Origin of the sequence: Aquiflexum balticum DSM 16537 (genome assembly GCF_900176595.1) — a bacterium.
GTDB classification, from domain to species: Bacteria; Bacteroidota; Bacteroidia; order Cytophagales; family Cyclobacteriaceae; genus Aquiflexum; species Aquiflexum balticum.
In genome coordinates this window covers 963570-988874 of sequence record NZ_LT838813.1, presented here as the reverse complement: position 1 = coordinate 988874, position 25305 = coordinate 963570, and the positions used below count along the sequence as shown (strand labels likewise).

21 protein-coding genes are annotated in these 25305 nt (G+C 40.6%); 2 read left to right on the top strand and 19 right to left on the bottom strand.

Annotated elements, in window-relative coordinates:
- Nucleotides 1-188: 188 nt before the first annotated feature.
- From B9A52_RS04395 to B9A52_RS04310, 19 genes are all read right to left on the bottom strand, one after another.
- Complete coding sequence (locus tag B9A52_RS04395) at nucleotides 189-1055, bottom strand: hypothetical protein (protein WP_197687269.1); 867 nt, start codon at nucleotides 1053-1055, stop codon at nucleotides 189-191.
- 190 nt (nucleotides 1056-1245) lie between these two features.
- Nucleotides 1246-1419 carry a hypothetical protein gene (locus tag B9A52_RS25395; RefSeq protein WP_157370054.1) on the bottom strand — a complete coding sequence of 58 codons (174 nt, stop codon included), beginning with the start codon at nucleotides 1417-1419 and terminating at the stop codon, nucleotides 1246-1248.
- A 14-nt stretch (nucleotides 1420-1433) separates the two neighbouring features.
- Nucleotides 1434-2606 (bottom strand): IS91 family transposase, encoded by a 1173-nt coding sequence (locus B9A52_RS04390; RefSeq protein ID WP_084119161.1) that lies wholly within the window; start codon nucleotides 2604-2606, stop codon nucleotides 1434-1436.
- On the bottom strand, nucleotides 2606-3415 hold the full coding sequence (locus tag B9A52_RS04385; RefSeq protein WP_084119160.1) for a tyrosine-type recombinase/integrase: 810 nt from the start codon (nucleotides 3413-3415) through the stop codon (nucleotides 2606-2608). Before B9A52_RS04385 ends, B9A52_RS04390 begins: the two co-directional genes overlap by 1 nt.
- Nucleotides 3416-3547: 132 nt before the next feature.
- A complete protein-coding gene (locus B9A52_RS04380) occupies nucleotides 3548-3907 on the bottom strand; it encodes a hypothetical protein (protein WP_084119159.1) in 360 nt (119 codons plus the stop codon).
- 4 nt (nucleotides 3908-3911) lie between these two features.
- Nucleotides 3912-6425 (bottom strand): DEAD/DEAH box helicase, encoded by a 2514-nt coding sequence (locus B9A52_RS04375; RefSeq protein WP_084119158.1) that lies wholly within the window; start codon nucleotides 6423-6425, stop codon nucleotides 3912-3914.
- Nucleotides 6422-8101, bottom strand: coding sequence for a site-specific DNA-methyltransferase (locus tag B9A52_RS04370; RefSeq protein ID WP_084119157.1), 1680 nt, complete (start codon nucleotides 8099-8101; stop codon nucleotides 6422-6424). The genes B9A52_RS04375 and B9A52_RS04370 overlap by 4 nt, the downstream gene beginning before the upstream one ends.
- 10 nt (nucleotides 8102-8111) lie before the next feature.
- On the bottom strand, nucleotides 8112-9680 hold the full coding sequence (locus B9A52_RS04365; protein WP_084119156.1) for an ATP-binding protein: 1569 nt from the start codon (nucleotides 9678-9680) through the stop codon (nucleotides 8112-8114).
- On the bottom strand, nucleotides 9680-10894 hold the full coding sequence (locus tag B9A52_RS04360) for an SIR2 family protein (RefSeq protein ID WP_084119155.1): 1215 nt from the start codon (nucleotides 10892-10894) through the stop codon (nucleotides 9680-9682). The genes B9A52_RS04365 and B9A52_RS04360 overlap by 1 nt, the downstream gene beginning before the upstream one ends.
- Complete coding sequence (locus tag B9A52_RS04355; protein ID WP_317045535.1) at nucleotides 10891-11268, bottom strand: helix-turn-helix domain-containing protein; 378 nt, start codon at nucleotides 11266-11268, stop codon at nucleotides 10891-10893. Before B9A52_RS04355 ends, B9A52_RS04360 begins: the two co-directional genes overlap by 4 nt.
- A 408-nt stretch (nucleotides 11269-11676) precedes the next feature.
- Nucleotides 11677-11850 (bottom strand): hypothetical protein, encoded by a 174-nt coding sequence (locus B9A52_RS25390; protein WP_157370051.1) that lies wholly within the window; start codon nucleotides 11848-11850, stop codon nucleotides 11677-11679.
- Nucleotides 11851-11864: 14 nt separating this feature from the next.
- Entirely contained in the window at nucleotides 11865-13037 is a 1173-nt protein-coding gene (locus B9A52_RS04345; protein ID WP_084119152.1) for an IS91 family transposase, read from the bottom strand.
- Nucleotides 13037-13846 carry a tyrosine-type recombinase/integrase gene (locus B9A52_RS04340; RefSeq protein ID WP_084119151.1) on the bottom strand — a complete coding sequence of 270 codons (810 nt, stop codon included), beginning with the start codon at nucleotides 13844-13846 and terminating at the stop codon, nucleotides 13037-13039. Before B9A52_RS04340 ends, B9A52_RS04345 begins: the two co-directional genes overlap by 1 nt.
- A 240-nt stretch (nucleotides 13847-14086) precedes the next feature.
- Nucleotides 14087-15199, bottom strand: a complete 1113-nt coding sequence (gene xerA, locus B9A52_RS04335) for a site-specific tyrosine recombinase/integron integrase (RefSeq protein WP_084119150.1) — start codon at nucleotides 15197-15199, stop codon at nucleotides 14087-14089.
- A gap of 416 nt (nucleotides 15200-15615) precedes the next feature.
- On the bottom strand, nucleotides 15616-16533 hold the full coding sequence (locus tag B9A52_RS04330) for a hydroxypyruvate isomerase family protein (RefSeq protein WP_084119149.1): 918 nt from the start codon (nucleotides 16531-16533) through the stop codon (nucleotides 15616-15618).
- 2 nt (nucleotides 16534-16535) lie between these two features.
- Complete coding sequence (locus tag B9A52_RS04325) at nucleotides 16536-17855, bottom strand: Gfo/Idh/MocA family protein (RefSeq protein WP_084119148.1); 1320 nt, start codon at nucleotides 17853-17855, stop codon at nucleotides 16536-16538.
- Nucleotides 17856-18351: 496 nt separating this feature from the next.
- Entirely contained in the window at nucleotides 18352-19344 is a 993-nt protein-coding gene (locus tag B9A52_RS04320; protein WP_084123385.1) for a formylglycine-generating enzyme family protein, read from the bottom strand.
- A gap of 204 nt (nucleotides 19345-19548) precedes the next feature.
- Nucleotides 19549-19923, bottom strand: a complete 375-nt coding sequence (locus B9A52_RS04315; RefSeq protein ID WP_084119147.1) for a hypothetical protein — start codon at nucleotides 19921-19923, stop codon at nucleotides 19549-19551.
- A 20-nt stretch (nucleotides 19924-19943) separates the two neighbouring features.
- A complete protein-coding gene (locus B9A52_RS04310; RefSeq protein WP_084119146.1) occupies nucleotides 19944-20597 on the bottom strand; it encodes a Tll0287-like domain-containing protein in 654 nt (217 codons plus the stop codon).
- Nucleotides 20598-20777: 180 nt separating this feature from the next.
- On the opposite strand from B9A52_RS04310, the gene B9A52_RS04305 reads away from it, so the two are divergent.
- Entirely contained in the window at nucleotides 20778-23585 is a 2808-nt protein-coding gene (locus tag B9A52_RS04305) for a YCF48-related protein (protein WP_084119145.1), read from the top strand.
- Between the two features lie 332 nt (nucleotides 23586-23917).
- Nucleotides 23918-25168 carry a cystathionine gamma-synthase family protein gene (locus tag B9A52_RS04300; protein ID WP_084119144.1) on the top strand — a complete coding sequence of 417 codons (1251 nt, stop codon included), beginning with the start codon at nucleotides 23918-23920 and terminating at the stop codon, nucleotides 25166-25168.
- The last annotated feature ends 137 nt before the right edge of the window (nucleotides 25169-25305 follow it).

The following is a 25305-nucleotide window of genomic DNA, read 5'->3' as shown; positions in this document are numbered from 1 at the left end:
ATATTGTTAAAAATCAGGCCTTTATGATGGAATACAGAAAAACTACCGACGAAGGAGGTTTAGTTCAACGTGATTCAGCTTGGAGACGGCGGGCTTTCGGAGCCGCTCCCTTCCAGCCTACTCCTAACTTCCTAAAGATACTAAACTTTCTATTTACTCTGAACCGCCCGCTGTCTTCCAAGGTGATGTTACCTGCTGGCTTCTTTTTGCTCAATTAACCAAATCAACAAATCATCATTATCCACAATACTCCATGAATGAGGATGTCTATTATTATAAGGTTTTCTATATCCCTTGTTATTCGTTACTATTAATTCTGCTTTGTTATTTCCAAGTCTGTTAAGCTCGTTTATCATTGCTGAACAATCAGGTCCGTTGATATTGGAAAAATCAAAATCCCTTTCTTTAAGCCACCAATCTACATCAGGCTCTGTATAAATTCTCAAAGGAATATTTCCAAACCTTTTCACCGCTGTTTGATTGTGGTCAGAGAATGAATATGGAGAAATTGCATAAAAATTTGATAATGATGTTTCAGGTGTACCATTGAATTCTTTCTCAATCCTTTCCACCATATATACATTTTCTTGACTAGGTTCTCTATCAAGAGAAAGTCTAATATCTCTTTTACTGGAATTATAAAACCGTTCAAAATCCAAAGGGGGGTCAACGGCAAATACTGCGACCGGTTTAACTTTTGCATTCTGTGCGTATTTTATTGCACAACTTCCACCAATAGAAAATCCTCCAATAAAAAATGGAAGCCCTGATAACTTATGCTTATTTGTTACATCTTGAATTATATTATTCAACGACTCTTGGCTTAGGTCATCAACTCCAAATGATTGAACACCATCTTGTAATGTTGGGATTATTGTTAGCAACCCTTTTTCGGCAGTTTTAATAGGCAAATCAGTTTGTTCTAAGGTTCTTTCCGCAGACTGTCCAAATCCAGGAATTATAAAAATTAATCCAGTAATAGGTTTATTATCTGGATAAATAATTGTGTAATTATTTCGTGTTGAGTCAGTTTGGTCCAAGAAGACAACTTCCATTTTTTGACCGAACACATTAATTAGAAAGAAACAACTGAATAGGGTCAATTTAAATTTTAGCATAGTTGTGTTTTTTTTGCTTGCAGGTAACGTAAAGTGTTTTAGACGCAATCTAGCCAAAAAAATAGCCAAAATAAATTGGCGTTTCAAGATTGCGTTTAAAACATAGTTGGACTAAGCCGTGCTACACCTATGGGTATTTATCTGCTTTGCTTTGAAGGTTTTGTCTGGTTTTGGACCATTGTCCTGAAGTTTTGGACGGATTCCGCTTTTTTCCTCGGAAATTTTGTTTGGGACCGGGCATACCTTTCCCTGTAACAGAACCTCTGTTTTGTTTTTCTTTCAGCTTTTCAAAGAACTTCATCCCTGCTTTTTCATTCAGGGACCGTTTCCTTTTTCCCCGGGCGGGGCAAAGACCATCCTTCCGTTCTTGCAGCAGGTACACCTGAACATCTCTTCTCCGAAAATCTCCTCCATCACCTCGTAGGTGCTCAGCCCATGGTAAAATGACACCTCCCTTGTTATGTTCAACAGCCTGAAACATTCATTCATTTTGGTGTTGCTGTTGGCCGAGGCCAAGATGCCGTAATAGCGGATTTTGTAGAAGCCTGTTGGCAGTACATGTTGCATAAATCTTCTGACAAACTCGGAACAGGCAAGCAACATGGTTTTGGTTTTGTTGTCCCTGTAATCCTTCCACCTGAATTTTACGGTTTCACCATCTGTATCCAGAATACGGCTGTTGCTGATCGCTACCCTGTGGGTATACCTGCCAAGGTAGCTGACCACCTGGCCCGCCCCCCTGAAAGTCTTCTTGATATAGACATTCCACATCTTTGCGTAAGATTCCTTTTTCAGACTATTGATATCGGCAAACAGCTCTTTTTGACCTTCGGGTATCCTGAGAAGGTTATCCTCCAGTGCGCCCAAAAGCCTTTCCATGAACAGTCCCCGGAACACGGACGAAAGGGCCTTTACCGGAACGAAGAACTTTTTACCGGCATACAGCCACTGCATCCCGTCACTGTCAAGGCCTCCTGCAGGAACCAGCATATGGATGTGGGGGTGGTAGTTCAGGGATTGGCCCCAAGTGTGGAGTACCGACAGACAGCCGCTTTCGACTCCCAGAAATGCCGGGTTCAGGGCCGTCTTCTTTACTGCTTTTGCAGAACATTCAAAGAGCAGGTTGTAACAGAACCTCTGGTTGATGTAGAACAATGGATTGAGAAACTCAGGAACCGTAAACACGGCGTGAAAGTACCTGACAGGCAGAAGCCTGCACTTTAGCTTTTCCACCCAAAGCTGCTGCTTGATGTACTGGCACTTCGGACAGTGGCGGTTCCTGCAGCTGTTATAGCAGACTTTGACCCTACCGCAGGAGTCACAACAGAGACTGTGTGAGCCCATTTGTGATGTCCGGCAATGGAGGATGTCGTTAAAGGCCTTTCTCTGATCAGGGCACAGATGCTTCTGCGACAGGAAGACCTCCTTTTGGGAATCCAGGACTGTTGAGAGTTCGGCCCCACCATTCCTCTTGTTGACAGCATCCATCAAAGCTCATCCAGGGGACTTTTGATCAGGGCCGGATCCAGATTGCAGATATGCAGGTAGACCGTAGTGGTCTTAAGGGATCTGTGTCCCAGGAGTTCCTGGATTATCCTGACATTGGTCCCCTGCTCGAGCAGGTGCGTGGCGAAGGAATGCCGCAGGGTATGGAAAGAGGCATGCTTTGTTATTCCGGCACATTCCATGGCCTTTTTCAGAACAGACTGTGCGCTTTTTTCGCTGTATGGCTTTCCCGGCACCTGCCCTTCAAAGAGATAAGTAACCGGACGGTAGCTTTTGAAGTAATCCCGAAGCTGTACCAGTAACTTATGGGGCAGAAGGGTATACCTGTCCTTGTATCCCTTGCCTCCCCTCACTTTAAGCTGCATCCTGTCACTGTCTATATCGCCGGGCTTGAGACTGATCACCTCACCAAGCCTGAGCCCCGAGGCGTAGGTAAGGGCTATCAGGCAATAGTGCTTTCTGTTCCTGATACTCTTAAGGATATGCGACACTTCTTCCTTTGAGAATACAACCGGAAGCAGCTTGGGACGTCTTGGCCGTTTGATCCTGATAGTATCCCAATCTCTTTCAAGCACGTCTTTGAAAAGTATTTTAAAGGCACTGATTGTCTGGTTTATGCTTGATACCGAAAGTCCGTCCAAACTGATCCTTTTAAAAAGGTAGTCCTTTAATTCGGGGATACTGATCAGATCCGGACTTTTTCCAAAATGAGCTGATACTACAGATACCAGGCTAAGATAGGTCTTGATGCTTCTGGGAGAATAATGTCTGTAGGACATCTCCTCATACATCCTCTGGCGCAAACTTTTTTTTCCATGATTAAATTAGTTAAAGATTGAACATGGAATAAATTTAATACATATTGTTAAAAATCAGGCCTTTATGATGGAATACAGAAAAACTACCGACGAAGGAGGTTTAGTTCAACGGTTTGCAGCTATAAGAAGTTGGCGATTTCGAAGCACAAAACTGTCAACCTGCACGAAAGTTTGATTGAAAAACTGAACTTCATTTAACCACTGAGCCGCCAATTTCTTATAGGTGCTGTTATGCCCTGGCGTTCTTGTCGTCCGTGTCTCGAAACCCTTGTCAATATTGAGTTTTGCAACCAACTGTCCGAATGTTTTTCTGTCGGGTTGTGTGTTGGCGTTTTTAAAATTTTTAGAAGGGAAGGAGATTTTAAAAAATAATTTTTCTCGGGTGGGAGAGGTGGAAGCTCTTACCACAGCTTTGGCTTGTGGGTCGGCTTTGAGGGGCTGTGGTATGTGCTTACACCTGTGCATTGGCTTATTCCATTAGTTCGTTAATCTTATTTTGCCACTCGTCCTCAAATACTACTTGAAATTCAAAGTCGTGGTCTGGAAATTCATCAAAGAGTTCTTTCCAAGCTTTCTTTGCTCCCAATTCATTGCAAAGTGCAAATACGTCTTGTTTGTATTTGGTGTCCTCATTTTTAAGGTGGATTCCTTTTGTTTCCAAAACATACACAGTTCCGTAATCGTCTTTTTCTTCTTGCTTGTCTGCTGCAAGAAAGTCAGGATAGATTTTGTTTCGTTTCCAACCTTGAATGTGGTAGTCCTGTCGGCTCATATTGCGATACCACCACAATAATTTTTCTTGCTCGTCAAGGTAAATGGCAACCGATTTTTCAAGGTCGTTGATGTTTTCTTCGGGAACATAGTCGAACAATGATTTTTGAATTGGTGTATTGTCATTACGCACCAACTGTTTGTTGCTCTTTACTTTTATTCTTGATGGTAATTCAAAACCTCCTTTATCTGTAATCAGGAAGAAACATAATTTTTTGTCGGCAACCATTTTTCTGAAAACCTGTTCTGATAAACGGTTTCGTTCTTTCTCTAAAATCTTTTTGAGTTCTTCAATGATGAAAACAAAATTGGCTGCAACTATTTCACGCTCGTATTTTTCCAAAAGAAGTTTAATAGCCTTTTCTCCGATTTGAAAACAATGCCAAGGATTAGGAATGATTTCCGTTATCTGTCTTGTCAGAAATACTTCGTCAATTTCTAATGTGCCTGATTTTTCTTCTCTGCCCGTTTCTTTTAGCAACTCCTTTTCTTCATCACTCAAGCCTAAAGCAATTTCCTGTTCTTTGTTTCGCTTATTTTGAAGTGAAAGATTTTTGATTTCATCAATATTGATACTTTCCCAATCAATTTCGCTGAGAATATCAATTTCAAAATTCATATCCCGCCAACTTTCTTTTTCCTGAATGACGAATTTTGGCAAGTATATTTTTCCTTCAAACTTTTTAAAGCCCGAACGATATTGCATTACACGGTCTTTTAAACCGCCTGTGTCTGTTCCTGCATCATCACTTACAATTCTGCCTGCTATATCGCCCAATCCTTCATCTTCCAACCCTTTTTTAATTTCACTTACCAAGGATTTGGCATTTTGTCTGAAAGTATAAACATAACACTCGTCCAAATCTTTGATTTTGGTTTTTCGTGCAAAGGGCTGTCTTAAAATCCTTCCGACTAATTGTGTAATTCCTGTTGCTGATGACGGATTGGTAAGCACTGTAAGCACATAAGCAAAAGAACAATCCCAACCCTCTTGTAATGCCTGTTTGGTTATGATATAACGTATCTCACAATCATTTGCGAATAAGTCAATACCTTCAATATCGTCTTTTTCACTTGACTTTATCGCAATATGGCTTTCGGGAACATTGCATTTTTTGATTAAATATTCTTTGGCATCTTCTGCGTGAATAAACTTTTTATCTTTTTGGTCTTTTCCTGTTCTTTCAACCTGAATCAAGCAAATTGGACGAATATATTCACCTGTGTTTCCTTCGTATTCTTTGGCTTTTTTCTCTAAATCGTTTCGCTTTTCAAAACTTGCCAATAAAGTGTCTTGCCAATCTAAACTTGTTTTGTTGGTTAGGTGAATATCCAACTTTATCATTTCTTCTTCGTGCAGTTCCCGACCTGTAATTTTTACCAACTCGTTGCTGTTGGGTGGGGGTGTTGCCGATAATTCAAGAATAAATGAAGGATTGAAATTTCTAACGGTATTTCTTGCCAATTCTCCATAAGCCCTGTGTCCTTCGTCAATTACCACAAGCGGACGCAATACTTTTAATGTGTTTCCAAGAGAAGTTTTTATTTGCGTTCCGAATACTTCCATTTCAGTAGTGAAGCAATCCAAATTCGGAATCAATTCTTTTAATTTCTTGTGTCCTTCAAAATCATCTTCACGAGGGAAAAAGTCAGTAAATCCGCCTTGGTCTCTGAAAACCTTTAGCGTTTCTTTGTTTTGACGGTTGGCAGAAGGAAGCATCAGCATTAAAACCACCAAGTTTTCTTCAACATCAAGGCGATTAAATATCTCTGTTTTTTCCTTGATAAGCGTTCTGCCACCGCTTGAAATATCCAAAACCTGACGGTATGGATGCTCTCGGTTTTTTAATGCAGAAATGGTTTGACGATAAATTTGTGTAGAGGGAACAATCCACAAAATCAATCCTGTTTGCTTGTTGAGATATGTTTTTTGGATATTATCAATAGCGTGGCAAGCCACCAATGTTTTACCTCCACCTGTTGGCACTTTGAAATAAATATCGGGCAATGGCTCGTCTAATCCGTTGGTTTTAGAACTGTAAACCAAACGACCTGTTGATTTTTCCCAAGCCTCTTTCGGAAAATTAATATGCTTTGCCAAATGCGGTTTGAGTTCGGCAATTTCCTCAAACTCTTTTTTAGCATCAGCCAAAGCACTCAAATATTCTTTGAGTTCCTTTAAAACTTTTTCTTGATAGTGCTTTAGTCTCATCTTTGTATTCTATAAATTTCGTAAGGCAACTGGCAAAAATCAATTCGGTAATCCAACAAAGTATGGTCGTCAACATATTTTGCAGGGGCAAATATCAAGCGTTGTTTGTTTTTGAATTTTGGTAAACCTTTGCAAAGTTCCAAAGTCAAAGCATTTTTCTTGAGCCATTCAATATCTGCTTTGTAAAACAAATACGCTTCGTAGTTTTTGCTTTCTCCTATAAACCCTGTTTTTTCGTTGATTGACTTTTCGTTAAATTCTTCGCCTGTAGCGGTGTAGAAAAGGTATCGGGCAAACTCTGTAAACGAAGGAAGATTTTTGCCTCTAAGTAAACTTTCCATTTCAATAGTGTCGCCCAATTCAAAGTAACTGAATGAACCGCCTGTTCCTTTTTTGAGCAATTCGCTTTTGGCAGTTTTTACGCCTTTGATAACACGTCTTGTTCTTTCTGCTGTCAATTCATTTGCGTAACTCTCCATTTCAACCAAGATGAAATTTCTTTCAATTCCGCTTTCCTCATTAAGTTCCAAAACTGCTTGGGCAGTTGTTCCTGAACCCGAAAAACTGTCAAGAACAATATCTCCTTCACTTGTAGCAAGGGCAATACATTGTTTTACCAAAGATTTCGGTTTTGGAAAATCAAATTTATTTTCTAATCCCAATTCCCTTAACTCAATTGTTCCTGTTTCATTCAAAAATGAATTGTCGTCCCAAATGGATTTTGGCTTAAAAGTAGTTTTACGATATTTCTCGTAAATTCCATAAGAGCCATCATTTTTCTTTTTAGCAACCAAGTTGCTTGTGGTTGTTTTTGCAGATACGTTTTTTGTAACCTTATCTTTTCCCCATCTCCAACAACTTTCCTTCATTTGAGAATTGAAAGGTTCAACCATTTCGGAAAACTCTTTACTTTCTGTTAATGAGACCAAGCAAAATCCGTCTTTATCACTTGATTTTGGGTTTATGTAAATTGGATAAAACAAGTTTGGACGATTATGTTTTCCGAATTTCGGGTTTCGATTTCTAAGTTCTCGAACATTAAATGCACCTATTTCGTCATTAAGGTTTAAATCATTTGATTCACTGTCCTTTTCAAGTTCAAACAATTCAGTTTCGGGATTTTTGGTATAAACAATTAAATATTCGTGGGTCTTTGCAATTTGATTATAAGTTTGCCCCCTGCTATTTGCCCTTACAATTACCTGACTGTAAAAATTATTTTCACCAAAAATTTCATTTAACAACACACGTAAATTAGCAAGTTCATTGTCATCACAAGAAATGAAAATTACGCCATCTTCGCTTAAAAGTTCACGCAATAGTTTTAAGCGAGGCATCATCATACAAAGCCATTTATCGTGCCTTGTCAAATCTTCAATATCAACGGCTTTTCCTAACCATTCTTGAATCATTGGGCTGTTTACATTGTCGTTATAAACCCAATTTTCGTTGCCTGTATTATAAGGAACATCAATGTAAATACATTTTACTTTCCCTGCATAAGTTGGAAGTAATGCCTTCAAGGCTTTCAGATTATCGCCTTGAATAATCAGGTTATCGTGCAAGGAAACTTTATTAGTCAGGCTAAATTCTTTTTTCGGCACCAATTGGTGATACTTCACCGCCAAATGGTGGTTCTGCACAAAAGTTTTTCCTTTGAAATGGAGTGTTGGCATATCTTAATTTCTATTCGTTTACAATTATTTTTTGTGTTGCTTCAGCAACAATATTTTCAGGAGTTGACCAATTTCCAATTACTTCAGGGTCTTTACTATCAGTTACAGGGTCTGCATTTGCAATTTTAACAATGTCAGAATAACTAAATGCTTCTCCTGTTGTAATTGCGTATTGTCTTTCAAGTCCGGGTATAACTTTTAAAAGTTCCACATTATCAGCCCTTACAACCTTACTCACAAATTCTAAATCGTTCCTATTGGTAATCCTATGAATTATAAAAGAATTGCATTGTGATAGAACTGTTTTTGACAATTCTGATGGACGTTGACTGGAAATAATAAGACTTAAACAAAATTTTCTTCCTTCTCTTGCAAGTCTTTCAATGTAGTAATTTCCTAATGAATAGTCCTCTGTATCACTTTCATTGATATACCTATGAGCTTCCTCAAATACAACAACTATATTCTTTTTCCCTTTATCTCTTACTGCTCGTCTGTATAATAACTTGCTGAAAATGAAAATTAAAATATCTAATTCCTTGCGGTCAAAATCTGCTTCAATGATGGTTATTTCGTCATCACTGTCAAGGATGTTATCTACAATATTTTCTTCTGAATTAATAATGTCTTGTAGCTCTACATTTGCAGTAACTCGATTAATTCTGTTAAGCATTGTCGATACCCAACCTCTCCATTGTGAATAGCTAAAATTATTTCCCTCAGCTTTTTCCGTTACTATGTTTTCAATTTTAGGGCATAACTTATCTAAATCGAAAAAATCTTTTTTGCCTTTCAAACCCTCTATTGCTTCTGTTAAAACTGGGGCTTGAACTCCTGATGAAGCTTCAAAGAATTGGATATATTCACTCATACTTAAAGCACTGTGAGGTAGCTTTATTTCGGTTTTTGATATGTATTTTACTGTGAACTCTGTGTTTTCAAATGCTTTTCTATATTCATTATTAGCATCAAAGATTATTACTTTAGGATTTACAGAAATTTTGGCGTTATTCTTATCATAAACTCTACGTTTTAAACCCTGAATAATTGAAGCAACCGTGCAACTTTTTCCTGTTCCTGTATTTCCAAAAACTCCAAGATGTTTACCAAAAAGAATATCGGGGTTTGCCGTTACTTTTAAACTATCGTCAACAAAACTTTGCCCGATTTCAAGTTTATAATCAGATGTTACAGTAAGCAACTGTTTATATACTTTATTGTCAAGGACAAAAACTTCTGTTCCGATAATAGGGAAAGTATTTATGCCTGTATCTAACTTGTCGGTGAAGTCGTCATAAATAGCAGTTAAGTTGGCTTCAATTAAGTATTTTGGATGTTCTTTATCATAAATGTTATCCGTCTTAAAAAGGTCTTTGTCAAATACTTTCGTTATTCGTGCAATTATTTTTTTGTTGTTCGGAAGAAAAGCAAAAACATATTTATGAATAGATACCAAATAATCTTTGATGTTCCATTGCAATAATATTTTTCTAATGTCTTGCTCACGGGCAATCTCGATTGTAATGTTTAAACCATCAATCTTTACAATTTTACCTATGCCTATATTTTCCTGTAACATTAGTTTGTTGCTTTTTTAAGTTTTTGAAATACACTGAAAATATCTTCCATAGGGTTATGCATTTCAGGGAATGGCATTAAAAAGTTTACAATATTTTCAAAATCACCAAAATACTTTCCGTAAAACATTGTTATTCTTGTGTCATTTTTGGCATCTTCATAAAGTTGTTTAAGAAAGTTTGATTTGTTGTTTTGAGGCTCATCTTCGTATGAAAAAATCAAAAGGTTAAAATCAGGGTTTGCTATTGCGTTTGCAATTATATCATTTACGTGTTCATCTAAAAAGCTGTAACCCGCAATGATTAAAACAGAATTGTGTTTATTTAGAGTTTCAACAAACTGCCTTAGCATCTCGCTGTATGGCAAATCAAGAGAATGCTTTTTCTTTGATTGAACAGGGTATATTATTGTTCCTTCTTTAATTTGGTCATATTCAATTTTCCCATCAACTGGAATAACTTGTCGTTCCCCAATACCATACGGTGGTTTGTTTTCGTCAGCATACCAACTTAATGAACCGTGTAGTTTAAATAGGTTTACACTCTTGTTAATGCGTTTAGCACCTTCTGGATTTTTTAGGTGATAATCGATTTGATATGCAGATGGATAAAATGCTCTTTCGTGAAATCCTGTGAACCCATTATTTACAAAGATTCCAAGCTTTTCAGCAGTCATTTCAAACAATAAATCATAGTTTAATGTAAAAATGTTGGGCTTTGAAAGTTTGCTATCTCTCGACAAAAGCCTTTTAAGAAATGATTTATGTAATTGGTTTTTACGATAATCAATACTTAAGACAAACTGTTTTATGAATGCCTCTTTGAAAGATTCAATTAACTCAACTATTTCTACTGCAATTTCTTTGTTGGGTAATGTGCTTTCAAAAAATAATTTTAATTCAAATAATTTATCAAGGGCTAATTCAGGTCTTTCTTTTGCTAATTCATTTACTCTTTTTTGAATGGCTTCATCTATTTTTGTTTTGAATTTATGTTCAGATAAAATTTTGGCATAATCAGCTTTTTCATTTTCTTCATTAATTGCCTCCGAACCTGCATAATATGAGCAACCATTACTCATTAAGAAATTGAGATTGTCTGCCAAAAAGAATTTTGACATTATTTCATTACGTATTTGAGCTGTGCTCTCCATTGGCTTGGAGGCATTAAATTCCAACTCTTTTTCTTCTTTTTGGTAAATGTATTTATAGCTCATTTCTTATTCTTTTTCTGATACTTAACTTTTTCTTCTGCTACTTGTAATGCTTTCAATGCCACATCTTCGTCCGCTACCTCATACACCAACTTGTCAGACAGCCAAGACACAAGCAAGTCATTTTCTTTAATCTTAAAAAACTCGGCAAGTTTTACTACCTGTTCACGGTTTGCATTGCGTTGTCCTCTTTCAATTTTGCTTAAAATTGCTTGGTCAATGTCAAGGAATGCCGCAACTGTCCGCAGAGGCAATTCCTTCTCTTCCCGTAGTTTTCTTATCGTTTCGCCTAAGCTGTCCATTTTGAACAATTCTATTTTGAATGATTTTGTCAAAAATACAAACTTCTTTGGAAAACCATCTGAAAAAGTCTCCAAAGTTTTCAACAGATTATCATTGTCAGGCGGGTGGGCAAAATTGGCTCTTTTGCAAAACTTGGGTTGTGGGTCGGCTGGTGCGGTTTTGCAAATGTGCCAATGTGCGGCTGGCTAAAATTATTTTTTAAAATGTGCGGTGGGAAAAATTTTAAAAACATTCGGGTCGGTTTGCGTGTCGGCTTGGTCTTACCGTGTCAGTTTGTTAAAGAACGCTTTTAAGTCAGTCCGCTTAAATTGTCAGGTTGCAAAGTCTCCGTTTTTCAGTCGTCACTTTCAGGGTTGCACTGTCTTTTTACGCTTGGGCATAACGTAAAGTGTTTTAGACGCAATCTAGCCAAAAAAATAGCCAAAATAAATTGGCGTTTCAAGATTGCGTTTAAAACATAGTTGGACTAAGCCGTGCTACACCTATGGGTATTTATCTGCTTTGCTTTGAAGGTTTTGTCTGGTTTTGGACCATTGTCCTGAAGTTTTGGACGGATTCCGCTTTTTTACCCGGAAATTTTGTTTGGGACCGGGCATACCTTTCCCTGTAACAGAACCTCTGTTTTGTTTTTCTTTCAGCTTTTCAAAGAACTTCATCCCTGCTTTTTCATTCAGGGACCATTTGCTTTTCCTTCGGGCGTGGCAAAGACCATCCTTCCGTTCTTGCAGCAGCTACACCTGAACATCTCTTCTCCGAAAATCTCCTCCATCACCTCGTAGGTGCTCAGCCCATGGTAAAATGACACCTCCCTTGTTATGTTCAACAGCCTGAAACATTCATTCATTTTGGTGTTGCTGTTGGCCGAGGCCAAGATGCCGTAATAGCGGATTTTGTAGAAGCCTGTTGGCAGTACATGTTGCATAAATCTTCTGACAAACTCGGAACAGGCAAGCAACATGGTTTTGGTTTTGTTGTCCCTGTAATCCTTCCACCTGAATTTTACGGTTTCACCATCTGTATCCAGAATACGGCTGTTGCTGATCGCTACCCTGTGGGTGTACCTGCCAAGGTAGCTGACCACCTGGCCCGCCCCCCTGAAGGTCTTCTTGATATAGACATTCCACATCTTTGCGTAAGATTCCCTTTTCAGACTATTGATATCGGCAAACAGCTCTTTTTGACCTTCGGGTATCCTGAGAAGGTTATCCTCCAGTGCTCCCAGAAGCCTTTCCATGAACAGTCCCCGGAACACAGCCGAAAGGGCCTTTACCGGAACGAAGAACTTTTTGCCGGCATACAGCCACTGCATCCCGTCACTGTCAAGCCCTCCTGCAGGAACCAGCATATGGATGTGGGGGTGGTAGTTCAGGGATTGGCCCCAAGTGTGGAGTACCGACAGACAGCCGCTTTCGACTCCCAGAAATGCCGGGTTCAGGGCAGTCTTCTTTACTGCTTTTGCGGAACATTCAAAGAGCAGGTTGTAACAGAACCTCTGGTTGATGTAGAACAATGGATTGAGAAACTCAGGAACCGTAAACACGGCGTGAAAGTACCTGACAGGCAGAAGCCTGCACTTTAGCTTTTCCACCCACAACTGCTGCTTGATGTACTGGCACTTCGGACAGTGACGGTTCCTGCAGCTGTTATAGCAGACTTTGACCGTACCGCAGGAGTCACAACAGAGACTGTGTGAGCCCATTTGTGATGTCCGGCAATGGAGGATGTCGTTAAAGGCCTTTCTCTGATCAGGGCACAGATGCTTCTGCGACAGGAAGACCTCCTTTTGGGAATCCAGGACTGTTGAGAGTTCGGCCCCACCATTCCTCTTGTTGACAGCATCCATCAAAGCTCATCCAGGGGACTTTTGATCAGGGCCGGATCCAGATTGCAGATATGCAGGTAGACCGTAGTGGTCTTAAGGGATCTGTGTCCCAGGAGTTCCTGGATTATCCTGACATTGGTCCCCTGCTCGAGCAGGTGCGTGGCGAAGGAATGCCGCAGGGTATGGAAAGAGGCATGCTTTGTTATTCCGGCACATTCCATGGCCTTTTTCAGAACAGACTGTGCGCTTTTTTCGCTGTATGGCTTTCCCGGCACCTGCCCTTCAAAGAGATAAGTAACCGGACGGTAGCTTTTGAAGTAATCCCGAAGCTGTACCAGTAACTTATGGGGCAGAAGGGTATACCTGTCCTTGTATCCCTTGCCTCCCCTCACTTTAAGCTGCATCCTGTCACTGTCTATATCGCCGGGCTTGAGACTGATCACCTCACCAAGCCTGAGCCCCGAGGCGTAGGTAAGGGCTATCAGGCAATAGTGCTTTCTGTTCCTGATACTCTTAAGGATAAGCGACACTTCTTCCTTTGAGAATACAACCGGAAGCAGCTTGGGACGTCTTGGCCGTTTGATCCTGATAGTATCCCAATCTCTTTCAAGCACGTCTTTGAAAAGTATTTTAAAGGCACTGATTGTCTGGTTGATGCTTGATACCGAAAGTCCGTCCAAACTGATCCTTTTAAAAAGGTAGTCCTTTAATTCGGGGATACTGATCAGATCCGGACTTTTTCCAAAATGAGCTGATACTACAGATACCAGGCTAAGATAGGTCTTGATGCTTCTGGGAGAATAATGTCTGTAGGACATCTCCTCATACATCCTCTGGCGCAAACTTTTTTTTCCATGATTAAATTAGTTAAAGATTGAACATGGAATAAATTTAATACATATTGTTAAAAATCAGGCCTTTATGATGGAATACAGAAAAACTACCGACGAAGGAGGTTTAGTTCAACTTGTTTATACCCCTGATGTGGTCAGGGATACTCCACTTGTTTTAGAGGAATAACCCTGATAAATTTTCTTTTTTATCAGGATTTAATAATAACTATTTTTTCTTTAAAGATCATCAAAAGGGGATTTGATATTTTGAAGACTCTTGGTACTTACATGGGTGTAAATCTCTGTAGTCTTGCTGCTTTTATGTCCCAAAATTTCCTGTATGAATCTTAAATCGGTTCCGCTTTCTAATAAGTGAGTTGCATAGGAGTGCCTAAGCCAATGTAAAGTAACAGGCTTACTAATCCCGGATTTTGTCAATGCCTGCTTCAACACACTTTCTAAGCTTTTTTCACTATACATTCCTCCCATAATTTTACCTTCAAACAAATAACATTTTGGAATAAATTCTTTGTAATACTTCCTCAAGAGTTCTATGATTTTATCCGATATGGGAACGATACGGTCTTTCTTTCCTTTGGACTGTCGGACAATCAATAATCTTCTTTTGGAATCGACATCCTTGATTTTCAAATTTAATAGTTCGCTCCTCCTTAGTCCGCATGCATAAATTAAAGACAACATAGCCTTGTGTTTTATATTTTTGTGAGCTTCCAATATCATCTTCACCTCCTCTTTGCTCAGTACATTGGGCAATAATTTCTCTTTTTTTGGTCTTGAGATAATTTCGGGGTTTAACTTTTTATTATGGCTATTGACCAAAAACAATTTGACGGCGTTGACAAATTGGTTCTGGTATGAACTCGAATACCTCTTTGCGATGATATATTCCGTATTGAATTTTTCTAAGTCTGAGCTTTCAACTTCTGTTATAGGCTTGTTTTCCAAAAACCGGAAAAATACTGATAATGCATCCCTATAAGTTTTGATGCTGCTTTCACTGTACCTTTTGTTCCGCATCCATTGCTCAAATTTTATGATTTCCTCACCTATCCCTGAATCAAGGGGACTCAGATCATTCCTGATTTTTTCAACAGGTATGGACACTTTCTTAAATTGGGAATAATCCAGCCAAACCTTTCCCTTAAAAAATTGAATAAGTTCTGTTAGCCTTTGGTCTGAATAGGGGATATACCATACTTTGAGTTTTTTGTTCCAATCCATTCCGGGAAATGTCTTGACCAATTCCTTCAATTCAAAATCATAGGGAAACTCCAGAAAAACCATCTGGGTTTTATCGATTGTTCCATTTTTGACAAAAATCTTCTTCATAAAAAATCAGCTAAAAACATCTCTAAAATAAAAAATTATTCCTGAAACCAAAAACTTTCGTTCATCCCCCTTCGCCCATGTGAGTGACACTCACATCGGCGGAGGAGTCTCTTTCGTCCATGGGAGAGGAGACACTCACATGGGAGAGGTTTTCAAATTTAACCTCACATTCCCTTCCAGCATGGACCAGACTTCTTCCGCCTCGGCGGACAAGACCTGTAGTCGAAGTGACAAGGAGAGGCTTTGTTAGTATCTTGGACATTTTTTGCCAACCTGACTCTTATCTCACTATTCTCAGTCTAACACAAGATAATCCTTCTCCGTCTTCGGTCCCAAATCTCATTCTCTACCAAAATGCCATCTCAAATCTCATGTCTCAAGTCACGTCTCAAATCTCACGTCTCACGTCTCATATCTCATTTAAACCCATCCGCCTTCCTATAAGCCGCAATCAACGCAGTTTCCCCTTCTTTTCCTGGCAAAGCATTGCCATGTTCCATACCGCAGATGCCTTTAAAGCCTTTGGCATCGATATGTTTGAATACATTCAGGTAATTGATCTCTCCTGTACCGGGTTCTTTTCTGCCGGGATTGTCGCCGATTTGGATATAGGCGATTTCATCCCATGCCAGGTCCATCATGGCTATCAGGTTGCCTTCGTTGCGCTGCATATGGTAGATATCATAAAGGATCTTGCAGGATGGGCTGTCCACAGCTTTGCAGATGGCATAGCTTTGGTCCGAAAATCTCAGAAAAAGGTCAGGGTTGTCACTGAGCGGCTCCAGCACCATAGCCAGTCCATGCGGTTCAAATACTTCTGCCCCGCGTTTGAGTGCCTCAATCACATGGCCTGTCTGAATTCCAATGGGCAATTTCCTTTCGAAATAACCAGGCACCACTGTCGCCCATTTGGCATTGACCCTCTTGGCGGCCTCTACGGATTTTTTGCAGGTATTCACGAAATTGTCGATAAACTCCTGCTTGCCAGTGGTCAGTGATACTTTCCAATTGTCACCACCGTCTACGACGAATACCCCCATGCGCATGCCAAGCTGTTCCAAGGTTCTGCCGATCAGATTTTGATCTTCTACCGGTCTGCCCAAGAGGCCATTGTCTTCCAAGGAGCGGAAACCCTGATCTGCCATAAATTTCAGCTGATCTACCAATCCGTCTCCCCCATGGTTTTTGAACATGCCGAAATGAGGCGCATAATCCAGGTTGAATGGTTGCCCTGCCCTTGATTCATTGGCATAAGCAGCCAAACTACTACCGCCAACCAAAGAGGCAGCTGCGCCTCCAAGGCTCAGGTTTTTGATGAAATTTCTTCTTTGCATGCTCATATCACTTTGGTTTTTCCGGGGATGGCAAATGGATAATAGCCGTCAGCATTGGGAAGGACCTTTGGCATGGCATCCCAGGCCAGTTTGTCCGGCATCAGATTCACATTGGAATTCAAAGCTTCGTCCCAGGTCACTACTTTGCCTGAGTAAGTGGAGTATCTGCCCATGATGGCTGTCATGGTGCTTTTTGCTGCGTTCTCGGCATCGGCAAACTTATACTCCCCGGCTACAATGGCCGCAAAAAGCTCATTGTGTTCTACCTGATAGGGATTGGGGTTGTCTTCTCTGTTATGGGTATAAAGGGCGTTGCCTTTATAGTCTGTCAGGTTGCCATGGTTACCGGCACTGAGAAAGACTTTTCCTTTGGTTCCCTGAAAGGATTCATCTACCCTGTTGGCTGCTCCGGGGAAATGTCGGCATTCGCTGAAAATCACCGTACCGTCTGCATAGGTAAAGGTGATGGAATGGTGGTCAAATATTTCACCATGTTCTTTGCCTGTGCGGACCTGTCTGCCACCTGTACCATAGGCTTGAACAGGATAGGAGTTTTTGACCCAGTTGGCCACGTCTATATTGTGGACATGTTGTTCGTTGATATGGTCTCCGCAAAGCCAGTTGAAATAATACCAATTGCGCATCTGATATTCCATTTCAGTCTGCCCTTCCTGTCGTGGGTTGACCCATACACCGCCATCATTCCAATAGACCTGTCCTCCTACAATATCTCCTATTGCACCGTCATGAATGCGTTTGATGGTTTCCCTGTAATTGTCCTGATAATGCCTTTGGAGGCCGACCACGACGTTGAGCTTTTTCTTTTTGGCTTCCTCAGCGGCAGCAAGTACCCTTCGGATTCCAATAGCGTCAATGGCAACGGGTTTTTCCATAAAAACCTGTTTTCCCTGCTTGACCGCTTCTTCAAAATGGTCAGGCCTGAAACCGGGAGGCGAGGCCAATATCACCACATCTGCCAGTTTGATGGCTTCTTTATATCCTTCGAATCCTACAAACTTCCTTTCTTCGGGGACGTCGACTTTGTCACTGCCATATTTGTCCATGATGGGTGTATAGCTTTTGTCTATCCTGTCCCTGAAGGCATCTGCCATGGCCACAAGCTTGATATTATAGCCGGTTTCGAATGCCTGGAAAACAGCACCTGTTCCTCTACCGCCACAGCCTATGACGGCCAGTTTGATTTCATCTGTGCCGGCTGCATAAGCACCGGGAATGGAGAAAGGCTGTATCATCATCCCTCCTGCGAGTATCGCGGAAGTTTTGAGAAAATCTCTCCTTGGTTTTTGGTTTTGGTTATTCATGAGTTTATTGTTTTTTTATGTCGGATGACCGATGTCCGATGTCCGATGCTCCCTGCCTATCGGTCTTTTGGCGGGAGTGTTTAGCCAGTCTGTTCATGACTTTAAGTAATCTTTATTAAAGGAAGAAAGTAGGCGCTTGCTTGCCGAAGGTAGGGAAGCAAAGGAGATCCTGTACGTTGTTCTATTCATAACCTTTTGTTTTCTTTTGTCCCTTTTGTCGATTTTTATTTTGCCCGATGCCCGATGACCGATGACGGATGTCCGATGACCCCGGCATTCTGAAATTTGATGTTGTTTGTAATTTTAAATGAATTCAAATCTTTCTTTTTTATATTTTGGTTATGCACTAGGTGTTAATTTTTTAAATTCAATTATATTTTTGAATATTCAGATTCTTTCCAGTATACACAGTTTTCTAACCAGAGAGAAGTTTAAATATAGATTTATGCCAACATCCGTCATCGGTCATCCGACATCGGTCACCGGACAGCACCCATCAATAATCCGCTATCGGCGCCCTGTCATAATAGGCTTTGATTTCGGACTCGCTTGGGGGATGTAGGGGTCTTACCACCCTTAATCCCAGGAAGGGAGCTTCCGGAAACCACCATTGGCTTTTGGGTATTTGCGGATCAATCCGCTTCCAGTCGGCTTTGGAATAGAACCTTTTGGAACTCCTGAGATCTAAAGCAGGGCTTTTATAATTTCCACCCCGGATAGCTCCGGGATAGAGTTTTTGAATGGGTATTTTAGGATCTTTTTGAATAGCATCTGTCCTGCTGTGGTAGGTATTGGATTCGTATTGGTCAGAAGTCCATTCCATGACATTGCCCAGAATATCATAAAGTCCCCAGGAATTTGGTTTTTTGAGGCCGATAGTATGGGTTTCCCCTTCACTGTTTTTTTCAAACCAGGCATAATCTGTCAGCAGGCTTTCATCATCCCCAAAAAAATACTTGCTGTCCGAACCGGCTTTTGCCGCATATTCCCATTCTGCTTCAGTGGGAAGTCTGTAAAATACACCGGTTTTCAGGTATAGCCATTTGCAGAATTGGATCGCTCCATATTGGGTCATACCGATAGCGGGTTTGTTTTCCTTACCCATCCCAAATGTCATATCGAGATAAGGAATACTTGGTCGGGTGAGTCCGTCCACTATACCCGGTAGTGGTTTTTCAGAAATGGCTTCCTCGTAATTCTTATCCAAAAACATCTCGAAGATATCCCAGGTGATTTCATGTGTTCCCATCCAAAAAGGGGAGATTTCCACCTGATGAACAGGTCTTTCATCTTCTTCTCCACCCGAACTGCCCATCATGAATTTACCCCCGGGAATGGGAGTCATACCAAAACTTTGTGGGGAATCGGGGATTTTCTGGGTATAGGGCTCAAAGGCTTCCTGAGGAATAAATATCCATGAAACTGCCAAAAAAATAGATACAAAGACTAGGGAAAAAGAAATCCCGTATTTTAAATGTTGAGAGGTCATTTTGAAGGTCTTTTTGAAAGAGAAAAAGAAAAATACTCCAAATACCTGAATTAAAAAAAAGCTTTGGTTTAAAAGAATGGTAAAGTAGGAATGATGGTCATACCAAAACATTTTAAAGCAGACTTTGAGGCAAAGTTTAGTAAACCGGACCCTGCTCAAATCTCAACCGACTCGTCGAAAAAGCTATCTCAAATCTTTTTAGTCTTACACCCAGCCACTTACCATCATATCCACTTCTTCCAGGATTCCTTTGAGCTGCTGATAGGATTTGACCGGATGTATACCTTCTTCAGATTCAGAAGTGTTTACTTCATTTACACAATTTTCTTTTTTTTGAGCGTCTCCACCTTCATCCTGCTTTCTGCGTTTTTTCTTTTTTGGCAAAAGACCTTCTTGACAAATTTGGGTAGGATAATGATTTGAGGTTTGTACTTGTTGTTCAAAGGGTACAATATCCGGAAAAGTTACGCTTGGAGACACTGACACGGAAGCAGCAGGGGCTGAATTGGCCAAAAACAGAAAGGCGATTGGAAGGATCAAAAAACGGGTAATCTTAGGAAAAGACAGATCAATATTCATAGTTTGGTGGTTTGGTACAATCACATATTTTTGACGACTTCTTTTTTGGGAAGCCGGATACTCCACATTCCTCTTAAATCCCCTATTTGATGGCCTGTAGCCTTGTCATCGGGGTAGAGTTCTTTGAGGACTTTTTGGGTTTCAGGACTGATTTCCTTATCAGGTTGGCCATGACAGTTGAGACAGAGGGCATTGGGAATCATAATAGCTTTGGTAAACAGCAATACTTCACCCCCTTCAATTTTCTGAATATTGGGTTCATTGGGAAGGTTATTTTCCTTGTTGTACACGTAGGTATCCAGTATTCCTTCCTCGTAGTCCAAGGGTTTATCAGCAGGATTTCTGTAATCATTGGATACTCTTCGGATTTCAACTTGGTATTTTTCTGATACTTCTTGGAGAATAGGTAGGGCATTCACCTGGCAGAATTGAATGGCTGCGGGGACACCGTCATTGGCGATAGCTTCTTGTAGGGCAGTAATCAGTTGCTTTTGTGCTTCACCACTGATCTCTTCTCCCCAGACCATAGCAGCTTGGATGATGTCTGCTTCGCTGAGTTTTTTGACTTCCATGCTTTTGTTCACTTCATCAAAAACTTCTTTGCTCACTCTTTCTTTTGAGTTACAGGAGATTAAAAGCCCTGATATCAAAATGAATTGAAATAAATTTTTCATAATTTTTCAAATTCCTCTGTACAAAAGTAGATGTAAATGATGAGTTTCTAAAGACATTATTGCTGTTTGTGCGCAATAACACCTAATTGTATAGTTTATTGCCCTTTCTGGCTTGGCCAAAATATTTCATTTATGGGATTTAATCCTATTTTTGTAAAGTTAGTAGTAGTTCAAATGTAGATGATGAAGCGCTTAATACCCATTCTTATTTTTATTTTAATCAGTAGCATTTCTTACTCTCAAACCTGGAGAAGGGTTGGTGGTTGGGGTAATCAGCTTACTGAAGTGACTTGGGCAAGTGATGAAACGGGCTTTATTGCCGGTGATCAGGTGATTTTAAAAACCATAGACGGCGGTCTTAGTTGGACAGAACAAAAAGCTCCCTCAAAGAACAAAATGTGGGGAATGGCATTCTTTAATGAGAATTTGGGGACTATTGTAGGTGAAGGGGGTGCAGTGTTTTGGACTACTGATGGAGGCCAAAACTGGCAACTCACCAATGCGGGCACAGCAGAAACCCTGAGAAGTGTTTGGTTTCTGACAGAAAGCAGGGTTTATGCTGTCGGGGATAATGGTCAGGTATTCCGTTCCTCCAACGGAGGCCAATCTTGGGCCAGACAATCCGTAGGGACTGCTGCCCACCTGAACAGTCTTTATTTTGTCAATCAGGATACAGGTTATATTGCCACCGCCCAAGGTCAGGTTATCAGGACTTTTAACGGGGGCAACAATTGGAATATTCAAAATACCGGTCAGAACAACAGTCTTAACGGCATTCACTTTACCTCCGGTCAAACCGGATTCGCAGTAGGGCAGCAGGGAACAATCGTCAAAACGACAGACGCAGGTTCCACATGGACTCTTTTGAACAGCGGTACTGAAAGAAATCTCAATACCCTGTCTTTCAATAGAACCAATCCCAACATTGGGGTGATATTGGGGGAAAATGCTACTATATTAAGAACGGTTAATGCCGGTACCACCATAGATGGTATCAATATCAACAATACACAGAATTACCTTTCGGTAAGTTTTAGAAGAGCTTCCAATATGGTATTTGCCGTAGGCGAAGACGGCTTTGTGATTTTCTCAAATAATTCTGGCGGAAGCTGGGGTGTGCGGCTTTCCGGAAGAGATAAGGATTATACGGGAACACAGTTCAGAACTGCCAATCTTGGCTATATCATCGGCGTTGAAGGTTTGGTGCTATCTACTTCCAATGGTGGAAATTCCCTCGTGGACCGTTCCAGACCTTTATCTGTGACTTTCAATGACCTTGCATTTACAACAAATGCTTTCGGCTATATCGCCGGTGATGAGGGGATATTATTAAGGACAACCAATTCCGGCGGGAATTGGACCTCCCTGACTCCGGGTACAACTGAATCCATCAATGGGTTATATTTTTTCAATAATACCACAGGCTATATTGTAGGTGACAATGGGTTTATTTCACGTACAGTAGATTCAGGGGTGACTTGGACAGCAATTTCCCTAAACAGTCCCAACAATACTTTGATCGACTTGAATTTTTTTGATACCTCAACAGGGATTCTGATTGGCAACGGTGGTTTTATGGCAAGGACGGAAGACGGGGAAAATTGGCAAGCCGTTAACTCAACCACAACGGAAAATCTGAAAGGAATAAAAATTTTGGATGAGCAAACAGCAGTTGTCATCGGAAATGCCGGAACTATCCTCAAGTCTACAGATAGGGGTAAGACATGGGTCAAGATCAATGCAGGAATAAGTCAGGATCTAAATGCCCTGGATTTTCTGGATGAATCGGTGGGTTTCGTAACAGGCCAAGGAGGTCTGATTATGGTGACAAGAGATGGGGGAGATAGCTGGACCCCAATGCCTACTGGAACCTTTCAGGATTTTACAGGCATAAGCTTTGGGGACTTAAGCAGTGGGTTCGCAGTAGGTGAAAAGGGCTCTTTGTTCAATTACAGCTGCCAGGTTCCGGAAGAAGCAACGGTGATTTTTGGTGAAAACAATATCTGTTTATCCCAACAGGTCTATACTGTTCAGAATAATGAGGGACCTGATGTAGAATTCGAATGGAGGGTGGATGGAGGTACCATCCTGGAAGGACAGGGAACTAACCGCATAGAAGTCCGATGGGATATACCTGGTAGAAATGCTGTTTTGGTGAGAGGAAAAAACAACTGCGGAAATGGTAAAACCAAGGGATTGGAAGTTCTTGTTTCTACCCAACCCCAAGCAATTACCAATATTGAAGGAGAAGGCGTTGGCTGTCTGAATAATTTTATGGAATATTCAGTCAATGAAATTCCCGGGACAATTTTTGTATGGGAAGTGACAGGTGGATTGATTACTGCAGGTCAGGGAACCCCTAATGTGACTGTTCAGTGGACTTCATTGGGTCAGCAACAATTGAAAATCACGCCAAATAATCCCTGCGGACAGGGGACTACATATACTAAACCCATTCAGGTATTGACACCGCCGGAAAAACCATCGGAAATAACCGGCCCTGATACTGTAGGCCTGACTGAAGAGGAATATGAAGTCACTAATGTGGCCAATGTCAATTTTCAGTGGACTATAAGTGGAAATGCAGGAAAAGTAATCAGTGGTCAGGGAACCAATAAAGTAAGGGTTCAGTGGGAAAAAGAAGGGGATTTTATACTTACAGTTACTCCTATGAACAGTTGTAATTCCGGAAGTTCGAGCACCCTTGCAGTCAATATCAATCTGATTACAAGCATCAACAGGGAGATAAGCTCAGAGGAAATCGGGGTTTATCCAAACCCATCTTTCGGAATGGTCACGGTGTCTTTCAAAGGAATCAACAGAGTGAATGCTGTAAAAATCACAGATGCCATGGGAAATGAAATCCGTCATATTGTTCCTTCTATGGGTGTTGATACCATAGAATTCCAAGGACTTCCCAAAGGATTATATATTGTCAATATAAGAAGTAGGGAAAGAGAATATAACAGAAAGTTGTTGGTAAGGTAAAGGGGGTGGCGGATTCCACGAAAAGACCAACCACATGCCTAACCAAATGCTTATGCGTTTTTACTTCCCATTTCAATAAAAAGAATACTGTTCCCTTTTAAACTGAATACAATTATTTTTGCATTGAAGCTTCCGCTATTTTAATTAAGAGAAGCCTTAGAAAAAATCATTTTTCCAAATTATATTTTTTAAAAAATTTAAATTAAAGGGTTTTATTCTAAATTTAAAGAACATTTATAAAGTATTGGTTTCAATTTCAAAATAATATTTTAAATCTCCCTTTGACAATATGCGGGATTTTACTGTCATTTGCCTGCATAAACCCAAATATAATGTTAGAGAGATATTTCCAGCCTGAAAGTTTGATGATGACCCATGGCTACAAGCCAGAATTGTCAGAAGGGGCTATTAAATGCCCAATATTCCAGACCAGTACTTTTGTCTTTAAAAATGCCGAAGAAGGGAAGGCTTTTTTCCAGGTGGCTTATGGAAAAAGAGAAAAAGAACCAAACGAGGAACTGGGGTTGATTTACAGTAGACTGAACAACCCGGATTTACAGATTCTGGAAGAAAGGCTCTGCTTATGGGATAAGGCAGACGAGTGTGCAGTTTTTGAAAGTGGGATGTCTGCCATCTCAACGGTTATGTTGGAGTTTTTGAGACCGGGAGACATGATGCTGTACAGCATGCCGGTATATGGCGGAACAGATCATTTTATCAACAAGGTTTTGCCACAATACAATATTCAAGGTGTAGGCTTTACAAGTGACCAAACCACTGAAGAAATTCTCGATCATATTCAATCCCTTGGCTTATCTGATAAGGTGAAAATGGTCTATGTCGAAACTCCTGCCAATCCTACCAATGCGCTTTTTGATCTTTCTGTCTGCAGGATTGTAGCTGATCGGCTTTCCTATGGAGAAAAGGAAGTGGTGGTATGTGTCGATAATACTTACATGGGTCCGCTATGGCAAAATCCATTGCAGCTGGGAGTCGATTTGGTGGTGTATTCGGCTACAAAATACATTGGCGGACACTCTGACCTAATAGCTGGCGCTGTACTGGGAAAAACAAAATATATGAAAAGGGTGAGGACTTTAAGGACTTTTTTGGGAAATATGGCAGGTCCTTGGACAGGTTGGCTGCTGATGCGAAGTTTGGAGACTTTGAAGGTCAGGATGACCCAACAGGCCAAAAATGCATTGGAGGTGGCGGATTTTCTGAAAAACCACCCCAAGGTAGAAAAGGTGTACTATCTTGGTCATTTACAGGAAGGAGATCCCCAATATATCATTTTCAAAAAACAACATACCTGTGCCGGGGCAATGCTTTCATTTGATATTAAGGGTGGTGAAAAAGAAGCCTTTCTGTTCCTGAACAATCTCAAGCTGATCAAGTTGGCTGTTTCATTGGGAAGTACGGAATCACTTGCAGAGCATCCCGCTACCATGACGCATTTGGATGTTTCTGAAGAAGACAGAAAAAGACTTGGGATCAGTGAAAGGTTAGTCCGACTATCTATTGGTGTAGAGCATTATTCTGATATAATATGGGATATCAGTCAGGCTTTGGATAAGGTCTAAGCGAAGCTACAGGTCAAGTATCAGAAATTCTGCTGAAGCGGGGAGATAAAATCTTGCAGTAGAAATCAAGTCTCTTCATTTCAGGTTTTGACCCTGCCATTCATCAGGCGGGGTCAAAACAGCTGCCGCAGCAGAAG